General features: G+C 72.2%; 9 protein-coding genes. All 9 read left to right on the top strand.

The window, feature by feature from the left end:
• Positions 1–292: 292 nt before the first annotated feature.
• The 9 genes from AC0VYM_RS24410 (at position 293) to AC0VYM_RS24370 (ending at position 13150) form a co-directional block, all read left to right on the top strand.
• Positions 293–2053 (top strand): acetolactate synthase large subunit, encoded by a 1761-nt coding sequence (locus AC0VYM_RS24410; RefSeq protein ID WP_475455935.1) that lies wholly within the window; start codon positions 293–295, stop codon positions 2051–2053.
• Positions 2054–2071: 18 nt separating this feature from the next.
• Positions 2072–2596: an acetolactate synthase small subunit gene (gene ilvN / locus AC0VYM_RS24405; protein ID WP_017547239.1), complete on the top strand. Its 525-nt coding sequence runs from the start codon at positions 2072–2074 to the stop codon at positions 2594–2596.
• 109 nt (positions 2597–2705) lie between these two features.
• On the top strand, positions 2706–3701 hold the full coding sequence (ilvC, locus tag AC0VYM_RS24400) for a ketol-acid reductoisomerase (protein WP_475455933.1): 996 nt from the start codon (positions 2706–2708) through the stop codon (positions 3699–3701).
• Positions 3702–3918: 217 nt separating this feature from the next.
• Positions 3919–5508, top strand: a complete 1590-nt coding sequence (gene serA / locus AC0VYM_RS24395; RefSeq protein ID WP_475455931.1) for a phosphoglycerate dehydrogenase — start codon at positions 3919–3921, stop codon at positions 5506–5508.
• Positions 5509–5841: 333 nt separating this feature from the next.
• Positions 5842–6219 (top strand): hypothetical protein, encoded by a 378-nt coding sequence (locus tag AC0VYM_RS24390; RefSeq protein WP_475455929.1) that lies wholly within the window; start codon positions 5842–5844, stop codon positions 6217–6219.
• 107 nt (positions 6220–6326) lie between these two features.
• Positions 6327–8069, top strand: a complete 1743-nt coding sequence (locus AC0VYM_RS24385) for a glycosyltransferase family 2 protein (RefSeq protein WP_475455927.1) — start codon at positions 6327–6329, stop codon at positions 8067–8069.
• Positions 8066–9901, top strand: coding sequence for a glycosyltransferase (locus AC0VYM_RS24380; RefSeq protein WP_475455925.1), 1836 nt, complete (start codon positions 8066–8068; stop codon positions 9899–9901). Before AC0VYM_RS24385 ends, AC0VYM_RS24380 begins: the two co-directional genes overlap by 4 nt.
• Positions 9898–11514: a glycosyltransferase gene (locus AC0VYM_RS24375; protein ID WP_475455923.1), complete on the top strand. Its 1617-nt coding sequence runs from the start codon at positions 9898–9900 to the stop codon at positions 11512–11514. Before AC0VYM_RS24380 ends, AC0VYM_RS24375 begins: the two co-directional genes overlap by 4 nt.
• 16 nt (positions 11515–11530) lie before the next feature.
• Entirely contained in the window at positions 11531–13150 is a 1620-nt protein-coding gene (locus AC0VYM_RS24370) for a glycosyltransferase family 2 protein (protein ID WP_475455921.1), read from the top strand.
• The last annotated feature ends 613 nt before the right edge of the window (positions 13151–13763 follow it).

Below are 13763 nucleotides of genomic sequence, written 5' to 3'. Positions count from 1 at the left end.
GGTGCCGGTGTCGGGTCGGCCGCATTCTGACATTTCTGTATCAAATAGTGAGACAAACTTCAGTTCTGGTTGACGCGCGACCGTCCCGTCGGCCAATGTTGTCAACGTGCAGAACAACTCCCTGATTCTCGTACTTGGTCGGCGCGCAGCCCACTGAGCTACTTCTGCTGCGCGCCACCCTCGACCGCCACCCGGCGGTGGGGGTTTTTTTATTGCCGCACCAGGCCGAGAACCAGAACCACCACCGCCAGAGCCGCAGTACCGCTCTGGACCCTCGCTGAAGGATCTTGAGATGACCGAGCAGATGACCGGCGCCCAATCGCTGATCAGGTCGCTGGAGCACGTCGGCGTTGACACTGTCTTCGGGATTCCCGGCGGCGCCATCCTCCCCGCGTACGACCCCCTCTACGACTCGGTGAAGGTGCGCCACATCCTGATGCGCCACGAGCAGGGAGCCGGGCACGCGGCCGAGGGCTACGCCTACGCCACCGGCCGACCCGGAGTGTGCATGGCCACCAGCGGTCCGGGGGCCACCAACCTCGTCACGCCGCTGGCCGACGCCCACATGGACTCGGTCCCGATGGTCGCCATCACCGGCCAGGTCGCCTCCCCGATGATCGGCACCGACGCGTTCCAGGAAGCCGACATCTGCGGCATCACGATGCCGATCACCAAGCACAACTTCCTGGTGAAGGACGTCCGCGACATCCCCCGCACCATCGCGGAGGCCTTCCACATCGCCTCCAGCGGCCGCCCCGGCCCGGTGCTCGTCGACATCTCCAAGGACGCCCTCCAGAACAGCACCGACTTCGTCTGGCCCGAGCGCCTGGACCTGCCCGGCTACCGCCCGGTCACCAAGCCGCACGGCAAGCAGGTCCGCGAGGCCGCCCGCCTGATCGCGGACGCCAAGCGCCCGGTCCTCTACGTCGGCGGCGGGGTCCTGCGCGCCGGAGCCTCCGCCGAGCTGCGCGTCCTGGCGGAGCTCACCGGTGTCCCCGTCGTCACCACGCTGATGGCGCGGGGCGTCTTCCCCGACAGCCACCCGCTGAACGTCGGCATGCCCGGCATGCACGGTGACGTCGCCGCCGTCGGCGCCCTCCAGAAGGCCGACCTCATCGTCGCCCTCGGCGCCCGCTTCGACGACCGCGTCACCGGTCGGCTGGACAGCTTCGCCCCCGACGCGAAGATCGTCCACGCCGACATCGACCCGGCCGAGATCTCCAAGAACCGCCACGCCGACGTGCCCATCGTCGGTGACTGCCGCGAGGTCCTCGCGGACCTGGTCGTGGCGGTCCGCGCCGACCAGGAGAAGGGCCGCCAGGGCGACTACGAGGCCTGGTGGCACCGGCTCAAGCAGCTGCGCACCACCTACCCCAAGGGCTTCGACGCCCCCGACGACGGCACCCTGTCACCGCAGGCGGTCATCCAGCGCCTCGGCCAGGTCGTCGGCCCCGAGGCCACCTACGTGGCGGGTGTCGGCCAGCACCAGATGTGGGCCGCGCAGTTCGTCGACTACGAGCGCCCCGGCTCCTTCGTCAACTCCGGCGGCCTCGGCACCATGGGCTTCTCCGTCCCGGCCGCCCTGGGCGCGAAGGTCGGCGACCCCGACCGCGTCGTCTGGTCCGTGGACGGCGACGGCTGCTTCCAGATGACCAACCAGGAGCTGGCCACCTGCGCGATCGAGGGCATCCCGATCAAGGTCGCCGTGGTCAACAACGGCAACCTGGGCATGGTGCGCCAGTGGCAGACCCTGTTCTACGAGGGCCGCTACTCCAACACCAACCTCCAGACCTCGCCGCTGGACGAGAAGGTCCGCATCCCGGACTTCGTCCGCCTGGCGGAGGCCTACGGCTGCGTCGGCCTGCGGTGCGAGAGCCCCGAGGACATCGACGCGACCATCGAGAAGGCGATGGCGATCAACGACCGCCCCGTCGTCGTCGACTTCACCGTGAACCACGACGCCATGGTCTGGCCCATGGTCGGCCCCGGCGTCAGCAACGACAACATCCAGTACGCGCGCGACATGGCGCCCAACTGGGAACACCAGGACTAGGAGTAGGGCCGAACCACCATGAGCCGTCACACGCTTTCCGTTCTGGTCGAGGACACCCCGGGCATCCTGGCCCGGGCCTCCGCCCTCTTCTCCCGTCGTGGGTTCAACATCGACTCGCTCAGTGTCAGCACCACTGAGTACACCGGACTGTCCCGGATGACGATCGCGGTCAACTGCGACCTCCACCCTTTGGAGCAGGTGACCAAACAGCTCAACAAGCTGGTCAACGTCGTCAAGATCGTGGAGATGGACACCACCGCGTCGGTGCAGCGCGAGCTGCTCCTGGTCAAGGTCAAGGCCGACGCGTCGAGCCGCACCCATGTGCTTCAGACGGCCGAGCTGTTCCGCGCGCACGTCGTGGACGTCAGCCCGGACGTCGTCGTCATCGAGGCCACCGGCGACCCCGAGAAGCTCGATGCCCTGGTCAGGAACCTGGAACCCTTCGGGATCCGGGAACTGGTGAAGTCAGGGCTGGTCGCCCTGGGACGGGGTCCCCGTTCGATCACCGACCGCTCCCTGCGGGCGGTCGACCGCAGCGCCTGAGCCGTCACCGGCGAAACGGCACCCGGCGGAGCCCGAACTGAGAGGCTGTCCGGACACGGCCGGACGGCACCCCGCCCCCAAGAACGTGAGAAACAAGGAGCAACACCAAGTGGCAGCAGAGATGTACTACGACGACGCCGCCGACCTCGCGCTCATCCAGAGCAAGAAGGTCGCCGTGATCGGTTACGGCAGCCAGGGCCACGCCCACGCGCTGTCGCTCCGGGACTCGGGCGTGGACGTCCGGGTCGGCCTGGCCGAGGGCTCCAAGAGCCGTGCCAAGGCCGAGGAGGAGGGCCTGCGGGTCGTCACTCCCGCCGAGGCCACCCGCGAGGCCGACGTGATCATGATCCTGGTCCCGGACCACATCCACCGTGACCTGTACGCGCAGGAGATCGCGCCCAACCTGGAGGCGGGCAACGCCCTCTTCTTCGGGCACGGCTTCAGCATCCGCTACGGCCTGATCGAGGCCCCCGAGGGCGTCGACGTCGCCATGGTCGCCCCCAAGGGCCCGGGCCACCTGGTCCGCCGCCAGTACGAGGCCGGGCGCGGCGTGCCCTGCCTGGTCGCGGTCGAAAAGGACGCCAGCGGCGAGGCGTGGGACCTGGCGCTGTCGTGGGCCAAGGGCATCGGCGGCACCAAGGCGGGTGTCATCAAGACCACCTTCACCGAGGAGACCGAGACCGACCTCTTCGGTGAGCAGGCCGTCCTGTGCGGTGGCACCGAGGAGCTGGTCAAGGCCGGTTTCGCCACCCTGGTCGAGGCGGGCTACCAGCCGGAGATCGCCTACTTCGAGTGCCTGCACGAGCTCAAGCTCATCGTCGACCTCATGTACGAGGGCGGCATCTCGAAGATGAACTGGTCCGTCTCGGACAACGCCGAGTACGGCGGCTACACCCGCGGCCCGCGCCTCGTCACCGAGCAGACCCGCGAGGAGATGCGCAAGATCCTGGGCGAGATCCAGGACGGCTCCTACGCCAAGGAGCTCATGGACGAGTTCGACGCCGGTCAGCCGACGTTCTCCAAGCGCCGTGAGGCCGAGCAGAACGAGCAGATCGAGAAGGTCGGTGCCGAGCTGCGTCCGCTGATGAGCTGGCTCAAGGCGTAGTAGCAGCCGACGTTTGGCGAACTCCCCACCGGGGCGGGGCGGGTGCTCCGCCCCGGTGGCGTTCGCGGGGGAGGGTGACTCTTCTTTCGTCGGAGGTCCCCCCTCCGCCCGACGGGCTTCCCTACCCCGCTAGTAGACTTTTGACCGGCCGTCACACCCGACTCGGGCAGCGCCTCCACCTGCGCGATCGGGTCGCACCACCCGAAAAGGAACAGTTGTGACCAAACCCGTCGTACTCGTCGCGGAAAAGCTCTCGCCCGCCGGAATCGCGCTTCTCGAGGAAGACTTCGAAGTACGCCATGTGGACGGTGCCGACCGGTCCCAGCTGCTTCCCGCCCTGTCCGGCGTCGACGCCCTGATCGTGCGCAGCGCCACCCAGGTGGACGCCGAGGCGGTCGCCGCGGCCAACCGCCTCCAGGTCGTCGCCCGCGCCGGAGTGGGCCTGGACAACGTGGACGTGGACGCCGCCACCAAGGCCGGTGTCCTGGTGGTCAACGCCCCGACCTCCAACATCATCAGCGCCGCCGAGCAGGCCATCAACCTGCTGCTCGCCAGCGCCCGCAACACCGCCCCCGCCCACAACGCCCTCATCAACGGCGAGTGGAAGCGCTCCAAGTACACGGGTGTGGAGCTCTACGAGAAGGTCGTCGGCGTGGTCGGCCTCGGCCGGATCGGCGCCCTGGTCGCCCAGCGCCTGCTGGCCTTCGGTACCCGGGTCATCGCCTTCGACCCCTTCGTGCAGCCCGCCCGCGCCGCCCAGATCGGCGTGGAGATGGTGACCCTGGACGAGCTGCTGGAGCGCTCCGACTTCATCACCATCCACCTGCCCAAGAACAAGGACACGGTGGGCCTGATCGGTGACGAGGCGCTGAGCAAGGTCAAGCCCTCGGTGCGGGTCATCAACGCGGCGCGCGGCGGCATCCTCGACGAGGAGGCCCTCTACCGCGCGCTCAAGGACGGCCGGGTGGCCGGTGCGGGCATCGACGTGTTCGCCAAGGAGCCCACCACGGACAGCCCGCTGTTCGAGTTCGAGAACGTCGTGGTCGCCCCGCACCTGGGCGCGAGCACCGCCGAGGCGCAGGAGAAGGCGGGCACGCAGGTGGCCCGCTCGGTGAAGCTGGCCCTGTCGGGCGAGTTCGTTCCGGACGCGGTGAACGTGCAGGGCACCGGGGTCGCGGAGGAGATCAAGCCGGGTCTGCCGCTCACCGAGAAGCTCGGCCGGGTGTTCACCTCCCTGGCCGGGGCGCTCGCCGCGCGGATCGACGTCGAGGTGCGCGGCGAGATCGCCCAGCACGACGTGAAGGTCCTGGAGCTGGCCGCGCTCAAGGGCGTGTTCACCGACGTGGTCGAGGACACCGTGACCTTCGTGAACGCGCCGCTGCTCGCCAAGGAGCGCGGTGTCGAGGTCAACCTGGTGACCAGTGACGACAGCAACGACTGGCGCAACCTGATCTCCGTGCGCGGTGTGCTGGCCGACGGCACCCGGGTGTCGGTCTCGGGCACGCTGACCGGTCCCCGCCAGTCCGAGAAGCTGGTGGAGATCAACAACTACACGATGGAGATCGGCCTCGACGAGCACATGGTGTTCCTCTCCTACGAGGACCGCCCGGGCATCGTCGGCAAGGTCGGCGCGCTGCTCGGCGACGCCGAGGTCAACATCGCGGGCATGCAGGTCATCCGGGACCAGGAGGGCGGCAAGGCGCTGATCGCCCTGACCGTGGACTCCGCGGTGCCGGACGACATCCTGACCTCGATCTCCGCCGAGATCGACGCCGAGATCGCCCGTCAGATCGACCTGGAGGACTGACGGCCCGAGCCGGTCAGAACGGGGCCGTCCCGCCCGGATATCGAAAATTCGACATCCGGGCGGGGCGGTCCCTTTTCGGTGTCCCATGAATTTCCCCTATATGTCCCTATGGCGATTCATTCCATCTTTTGTATTCCGTCTCAAAATGGGTGCAAGGGATTGGCAAACATCGTGGTATGCGCGCCAGCCTGGTTCTTCGTTGCGGTAGTGGAGGTGGAACTGTGGGGTCGGGTGGGTCGTGGGCGCTTCTTCCCTCCGGCTGGCCCTGGGGAAATCCGGTGTTCCGCGCGAATGGGGTTTGAATTGCGATTTCTGCGGCGGCGTCTCGTTCTCATGGCATTTCTTTCGGTGCTCGCGGTCTCCGGGACACTCGGATTCCTGTACCTCCTGGGGCTGATCGACCCGTGGTCGGCCGTGCAGATCACCGCCCTGGCGGTGCTCTGCGGGCTGGTCGCGCTGCTCGTCGTCCAGTCACGACGCACCGCCGCCCAGGTCAGGCAGCTCCGTAAGGGCCTCGACCGGCAGGTGCGGGAGGTGGCCGAGATCGCCGGTGAGAACCGGGCCGAGATGTTCGGCCGCGCCGACGACCTGACCGACCAGCTGGACACCGTGGCCGAGTCGGTGGCCGAACTGCGGACGGAGGTCCGCGGCCGGGTGCCCGACGTGCAGGTGATCAAGGGCGCGCCCGTCCACTCCCGGGCATCCCTGTGAGGGAGGGGCTCCTGGCGGAGGCCCTTCGGGGCCGCGGCTCGGGGCGCCTGCTCCTGTGCCATGTCGGCGCGGGGACCGATCCGGGCCCCGGCACCCATGGGAGCGGTGTGGAGACCGTCGACCTGCGCGGCGCGGGTGGACGGGCGGTCGAGGGGCCGGTCGAACGCGTCGTGCTCCTCGCGGCGACCACGGCCGACCTGCGAGCGGCGGTCCCCCTGAGCGAGGGGCTGCCCTCGGCGGCCGAGTTCAGGGTGGTGGTCGAGGCCACGGCCCCGCACACCGGCCCGCCCTTCCCCGCGCCGCCCGGCCTGGGGCAGTGGCAGGGCCTGCTCGACTTCCACGTCGGCCGCCTGTCGGACCGGGGGTGGACGTGCTCGTTCGCCTTCACCGACCCGGTCGACACGCGTACGGTCCTGCGCGCGGTGGCCCAGGGGATGGTGGGGGGACGGCGCGGCCAGGCCCCGTCACCGCGCGAGGCCCCGGACACCGCCCCCGCCCCGGCGCCCACCTGGGAGGGGCTGGGCCGCCCCGGAGCTTTGTCCGCCCGCCCCGTGCTGCGCGAACTGTCGGTGGACGACGTGCCGGCGCTGGACGAGCGCGTGGTGAACCCGATGGGCTTCACCCGGGGGTCGAAGTCCCGTGTGGGCAGTCTGGTCTCCCGTGGGGGCCGCTGGGTCCTCATCGCGGGTGGCCGGGTGCTGTGGCGGGTGCCGGAGGACGGCTCCGTGTCGGACGTGGACGTGGTCGGCCTGCGCGACCTGCGCGCGGTGCGCGTGGAGTGGGGTCGGCACAGCGGTCCGCTGGAGGCGGTGCGCGCGGTGGCCGGACTGGCCGCCTCGGGGATCCCGCTGGTGAGCGGGCCGATCCCCGGATGGGCCCGGTGCCTGGGCGGGGAGCTGTCGGACCTCGTCTCCTCCGCCGAGGAGCGGCTGATGGCGGACCCGCAGGCGCGGGAGGAGCACAGTGTCCGGCTGCGGCGGGCCGCCCTGCGCACGCACGGGTCGTACGGGCGGGCGCGGCGTCTCGCGGAGGCGGGCGGATCGCCGGTTCCGGCGGAGCCCTCGGTGTCGGTGGTGCTGTGCACGCGGCGGCCGGAGATGGTGGGCTTCGGTCTGCGCCAGGTGGCCCGCCAACGCGGTGCCGAGGTCCAGGTCGTGCTGGCGCTGCACGGGTTCGGGGTGGAGGCCCCGGGCGTGGCGGCGGCGGTCGCCGAGTACCGGCGGAGCGGGCGTTCGCTCGTGGTGTGGGAGGCCGGGACCGACCTCGTCTTCGGTTCCGTGCTGAACGGGGCGATCGAGCGGGCCAGCGGCACCCTGGTGGCCAAGATGGACGACGACGACTGGTACGGACCCGACCACCTCTCCGACCTCCTGTCGGCCCGCCGGTACTCCGGCGCCGACCTCGTCGGGAGCATCGTCTCCTTCGCCTACCTGGAAGCCCTCGACCGCACGGTACGCCTGGCCGGGAAGACCGAGGCCCTGTGGCACCGGGCGGCCGGCGGCACCCTCATGACCGACCGCAGGACCCTGGAGGAGGCGGGCGGGTTCCCCCTCGTCTCCACCTCCGAGGACACGCACCTGCTCGCGGCGATCGAGCGGATGGGCGGCCGCGTCCACCGCGGGCACGGCTGCAACTACGTGTTGCGGCGCAAGGCGGGGGGTCACACCTGGGGTGTGGGCGCGGGCTACTTCCTGCGCCTGTGCGGGGAGCGACAGCTTCCGGGGTGGCGTCCGAGCGCCCTCCTGGAGCCGGACCCCAGGGACCTGCCGCCCACCGCCCTGGCCGGGACCTGGACGGACCTGGCCGAGTCGGAGGACGAGCGGGTCCGTGCCTCGGGGGCGGCACGGTGATCGAGGCGTTGCTGACCCGTGCGCTGCGTGCGCACGGGGCGCGGACGGTGCTGGTCGGCCACACGGGTCCGGGGAGCGCGGAGACCGCAGGAGTGCTGGCCGGGGAGCCCGGGGCCCGGGTCCTGGACCTGGGCCGAGGCGGTGGGGGCACGGGCCGGAGGGGGAAGGAGCCGGTCGACCTGGTCGCGATCGTCGCCGCCACCTCGGGCGACCTGCGCGCGGCCGTGCCGCGCGCGGAGCGGCTGCCCTCCGCCACCGGGTTCGTGGTCGCGGTCCGGGCCACCGCGCCGGGCCAGCTCCCGCCGGTGGTCGCGCCGCCGGGGCTGGGCGAGTGGGCCGACCTGCTGTACTCGCGGACGCGCCGACTGCCGGACCAGGGCTGGCTGTGGGAGTTCTCCTTCACCGACCCGGTCGAGGCGGCGGTGGTCCTGGCGGCCGTGGCGCGCGGACTGGTGGGCGGCCGCCGGAGCCCGGCCGTGCCGTCCGGCGCGCGGAACCGGCCGGTGGCGGGACCGACCTGGGTACGCCTGGGCGGCCGGGGCGCGGTGTCCCGTGCCGCGCGGGTCTCCCGTCTGTCGGTGGACGACGTTCCGGTGGTGGACGAGCGGGTGGTGAACCCGATGGGGTTCACCCGGACCTCGACCTCCCGTGTGGGCCGACTGGTCTCGCGCGGCGGTCGCTGGGTCCTGCTCGCGGGTGGCCGGGTGCTGTGGCGGGTGCCGGAGGACGGCTCCGTGTCGGACGTGGACGTCGCGGCCCTGCGTGACCTGCGCGCGGTCCGGTTGGAGTGGGGTCGGCACAGCGGTCCGCTGGCGGCGGTGCGCGCGGTGGCCGGACTGGCCGCCGCGGGGATCCCGCTCGTGGGCGCCCGCCCGCCGCTCTGGGCGCGGCCCCTGGGCGAGGAGCTTCACGACCTGCTCGCGTGGTCGTTGGAGGAGGAGCTCGCCGACGAACTGATCCGCGAGGAGCACAGCATCCGGTTGCGGCGCGCGGCCCTGCGCACGCACGGGTCGTACGGGCGGGCGCGGCGTCTCGCGGAGGCGGGCGGATCGCCGGTTCCGGCGGAGCCCTCGGTGTCGGTGGTGCTCTGTACGCGGCGGCCGGAGATGGTGGGTTTCGCGCTGCGCCAGGTGGCCCGTCAGCGGGGTGTCCGGGTGGAGGTCGTGCTGGCGCTGCACGGGTTCGGGGTGGACGCCCCGGGCGTGGCGGCGGCGATCGCGGAGTACCGGCGGGGCGGGCGTCCGCTGGTGGTGTGGGAACCACCGGGCGACACCGTCTTCGGGTCGGTGGTCAACGGCGCGGTGGCACGGGCCAGCGGCACCCTGGTCGCGAAGATGGACGACGACGACTGGTACGGGCCCGACCACCTCTCCGACCTCCTGCTGGCCCGCCGCTACTCCGGCGCCGAACTGGTCGGCGGCGCGACCGAGTACCACCACCTGGAGCACCTGGGCCTGACCGTGCGGCGCCTGGTCCCGTCCGAACGCTTCGCCCAGCACGTCACCGGCGCCGCGATCCTGACCGACCGCACGACCCTGGAGGAGGTGGGCGGCTTCCGGCCCTGGCGGGCCAGCGTGGACGCCGGACTCCTCGACGACGTGCGGGACGCGGGGGGTTCGACCTACCGGACCCACGGACTGGGATGCGTCGTCCGCCGCAGGAGGGTCGGCCACACCTGGAACGAGGACACCGGCTACTTCCTGCGCGAACCCCTGCGCCAGTGGCGCGGATGGCGACCCAGCGCACTGCTGGAGTCCAGCCCCGAGGACGCGCCGGGCCCGGTGCCCGAGACGACCACACCCGACTCTCCGACAGCTGGGAGCGACCGATGACGCTTGTCCAGGGCGGCCCGGCACAGGCGCCGTCGACACTCCGTCCGTTCATCCGCCGCAACGACTACTCGGTGCTGGAACCGCCGCCGCTGGGGGCGTGGGAACCCGCCCTGTCGGTGTGCGTGGTCGTCCCGGCGTACGGGGGGCAGGAACGGCTCGACCTGACGCTGGCGTCGATGGCCGCGCAGAGCTATCCGGCCGCCCTCACGGAGGTCGTGGTGGTGGACGACGGCAGCGAGCCCGCCCTGCGGCTGCCGCCGATCCGCCCCGAGACCACCCGGATCGTGCCCAACGAGCCCGGCGGGTGGGCGCGCGGGCACGCCCTGAACACCGGCGCCGCCTCCACCGACGCCGACGTGCTGCTGTTCTTCGACGCCGACATGATCGCCTTCCGCGAGCACGTCGAGGCGCAGATGCGCTGGCACCACCTGGCCGACTACCTCGCGGTCACCGGCCACCTGCGCTGCGTCGACCACGCGCCCGGGACCCTGTTCCCGGCGGCGGTGCTCGACGCCGTGCGCGGGGGAGAGCCGGAGGCCCTGGTGGCCGGTCCGGGTGAGGAGCTGAAGTGGCTCCAGCGCGCCTACAAGCGCACGAACGGCCTGCGCGAGGCCGGTCACCGGGGGTTCCGCTACTTCATCGGCGGGACCGGATCGGTGCGCCGCGCCTTCTTCGAGGAGTCGGGCGGTGCCGCGTCCGCGCTCGTCCTGGGGGAGGACACCCACCTCGGCTACCGGTTCGCCCAGAACGGGGCGGTCTTCGTGCCCGAGGGGGAGGCCGACAGCTGGCACCTGGGGCTCCCGCAGATGGAGAGCCGCAGGGAGGAAGGCGACCGCTTCCGCCGCCCCTTCGTCGGGACCCGGCTCCCGCTCGTCGACGAGCGTCGGGACCAGCGCGGACGCCAGTGGGAGGTGCCCCGGGTCGACGCGGTGGTCGACACCGGGGAGTCGGGCTTCGACGAGGTGGCGGAGACCGTGGACGCGCTGCTCGCCGGTGACCTGGCCGACGTCCGGATCACGGTGGTGGGCGAGTGGGACCGGGTGACCCCCGGTCGGCACCGGGTGCTGGACGACCCGGCGCTGGACGTGCGGCTCCTCCACGAGCACTATCGGTGCGAGCCGAGGGTGGTCCTGGCCCCGACCGCGCCCGAACCGGACCCGGACGTGCCCTTCGTGCTGCGGGCGGCACCCGGCCAGCCCCTGGTGCGGCGGGCCCTGGACGACATGATCAGGCTGGCGGACGAGACCCAGGCGGGTCTGGTGTGCGCCACCGGGCCCGACGACGACCTGGGCGGCCCCCGCCTCGAACGCGCGGCCGCCTTCGCCCGCGCACGGCGGCTGCGGGCGGCGGAGGAGGACCTCGACGACGTGGTGGACCGGGTGGCCGGGGTGCACTGGGTCGACGGTGCCTCGGTGCTGTCCACGCGGAAGGAACCGGCGGAGGCGCCCCCGGTGAAGGCGGTGGCGGGGCCGCCGGGCGACTGGCGGGAGCGGCTGGCGGAGGCCCAGGCCCTGGCGGAGTCGCAGCGGGTGCGCGCCGAGCGGCTGGAGGGCCGGTTCCACTGGTTGACCAGGAGCCGAACCGGTCGGCTCCTGTACCGGATCATCGGCTGAGGACATGGGACGGCACATGGCGAACGACGGCGCGCGGGGCGCGGAGGCCGATTCCGGGACGGTGCGGGGAGGGGGCCGCGACGGGCGGCCCAGAGTGGTCCGCAACGACTACTCGGTGCTGGAACCGCCGACCCTGGGGGCGTGGGAGCCCGAGCTGACGGTGTGCGTGGTCATCCCGGCGTACGGAGGGCAGGACCGGCTCGACCTGACCCTGGCCGCCCTCACCGCGCAGACCTACCCGGCGGCCCTGACCGAGGTCGTGGTGGTGGACGACGGCAGCGAGCCCGCGCTCCGGCTGCCGTCGATCCGCCCCGGGAACACCCGCCTGGTCGTCGCCCCCGAGCACGGGTGGGGCCCCGGCCACGCGCTCGACGCGGGGGTGGCGGCCACCCGGGCGTCCGTCGTGATGCGGTTGGACGCGGACGTGGTGGTCGGCCGCGAGCACGTCGAGGCGCAGATGCGCTGGCACCACCTGGCCGACTACCTCGTCGTCATGGGCGGGGTCGAGTTCGGTGACGGTCCCGACGGCGGGCTCACCCCCGACGAGGTGTACGAACGCGTGCGCGCCGGGAGGTACGCGGACCTCACGGGCGGTGACACGGACACCATGGGGTGGATCACCGAGCTCCTGGAGCGCACCGACGGGCTGCGGACCGCTGGCCACCGGGCCTGGCAGGTGTTCACCGGGGCGACCGCCTCGCTGCCGCGGGCGCTGTACTCGGCCGCCGGAGGATCGGCGTCCGGACTGGTCATGGGCGAGGACAGCGAACTCGGCTACCGGCTCGCCCAGCGGGGCGCGGTGTTCGTCCCCGAGCCCGTGGCCACCGGCCTGCACCTCGGGCGGCCGACGACGGAGCTGCGGGGGCCGGAGGCGGCGCGCTTCCGGCGCCCGTTCATGGAGAACCGCGTGCCCCGGCTGAACTCCCGCCGCGTCGCCCCCGGGCGGACCTGGCAGGTGCCCTTCGTCGACGTGGTGGTCGACACGGCGGGCCGCGGGTTCGACGACGTGACCGCGACGGTGGACGCCCTGCTGGCCGGTGACGTGGCCGACGTGCGGATCACGCTCGTCGGGGAGTGGTCGAGGGTGACACCGGGGCGGCACGCCACCGTCGACGACCCGGCGCTGGAGGTGCGGCTCCTCCACGAGCACTACCGGTGCGAGCCGAGGGTGCGGCTGGCCGAGTCCGAGCCGGAGGCCGACCCCGACGTCCCCTTCCGCCTTCTGCTGTCACCCGGCCTCCGTCCGACGCGGCGGATGGTGCGCGCCCTGACCGGGGCGGCGGACCGGGAGGGTGCCGGGCTCGTCCGGGTGCGCGGCTCCGCGAGGCGCCCCCACTTCCTGAGGCTGGAGCGCACCGCGGCCTTCGCCCGCGCGCGGCACCTGGGGGTGGACGCGGTGGACCGGGACGCGGCCGTGGCCGCACTGTGGGGCGTCCACCTGCTGGACCGCGCCGGGGTCCTGACCGAGGACGAGGAGGAGGGCGACGGCCCGCCGAAGGACTGGGACAGGAAGATGCGCCGGGCCGAGAAGGAGGCGACCCGCTGGCAGACGGAGGCCGAACGGTGGGAGCGCCGCGTCCGCGCCCTCACCCAGGGGCGCTGCGCCTGGCTCCTGTTCCTGGGGCTCCGTAGGTGAGACCGGGGCCTGAGCCTCGCTCGGAGGTCTTCGAGGTGCGGCCGTGACCTGCCGAAACGCCGAAGCGTCTCACAGTGTGGGAATCTCTGGTCATATAGTTGGACCTCCGATATTCTGACGTCCTAGGAGTCAGTGGTGTCGGCTCCACCGCCGCACACCACGGTCCAGCGCCCATCCGCCGCCCGGGCGCCACCCTTGTCCGGGCGCACCTGACGCGGTGCTCCGCGTACAGGTCGTGTTCGGCGCCTCCGGCAGACGATCCCGCCGGGGCGAGCTCCTGTCCCATCTGTCGTGGACAACGTCGCCCACACCGCGCCCGCCCGGGCCGACCCGGCTCCGCCGCCGTCGGGCCCCGGGGCGCACCACCGTCGACCGCCGACGGCCGAGCCGTGCGCTCCCGCCGTCACGCAGAGCCTCCGGAGGATCACATGTACGACCTGATCGAGTACCCGTCCACGCCCGACTCCGACGACGAGATCCACCGCGCGCTCCAGGACGCGATCAACCGCCGCGACTGAGCGGAGCCGAGGTCGGACGGCTGTACCGGTCACCCGGGCCGGTACAGTTGTCTCACTTACTGTTCCCTTGATCTCGCCAGGTGAGACGACCGTGG

The organism is Nocardiopsis sp. iso_237 (assembly GCF_056173345.1).
Note: the sequence above shows the minus strand (reverse complement) of the source record. Positions and strands in the feature narration are given on the sequence as shown.

Bases quoted from the DNA above. Each gene is read 5' to 3' on its own strand.
- AC0VYM_RS24410 (WP_475455935.1), top strand. From the start codon at position 293: ATGACCGAGCAGATGACCGGCGCCCAATCGCTGATCAGGTCGCTGGAG.
- ilvN (WP_017547239.1), top strand. From the start codon at position 2,072: ATGAGCCGTCACACGCTTTCCGTTCTGGTCGAGGACACCCCGGGCATC.
- AC0VYM_RS24390 (WP_475455929.1), top strand. From the start codon at position 5,842: ATGGCATTTCTTTCGGTGCTCGCGGTCTCCGGGACACTCGGATTCCTG.
- AC0VYM_RS24375 (WP_475455923.1), top strand. From the start codon at position 9,898: ATGACGCTTGTCCAGGGCGGCCCGGCACAGGCGCCGTCGACACTCCGT.
- AC0VYM_RS24370 (WP_475455921.1), top strand. From the start codon at position 11,531: ATGGCGAACGACGGCGCGCGGGGCGCGGAGGCCGATTCCGGGACGGTG.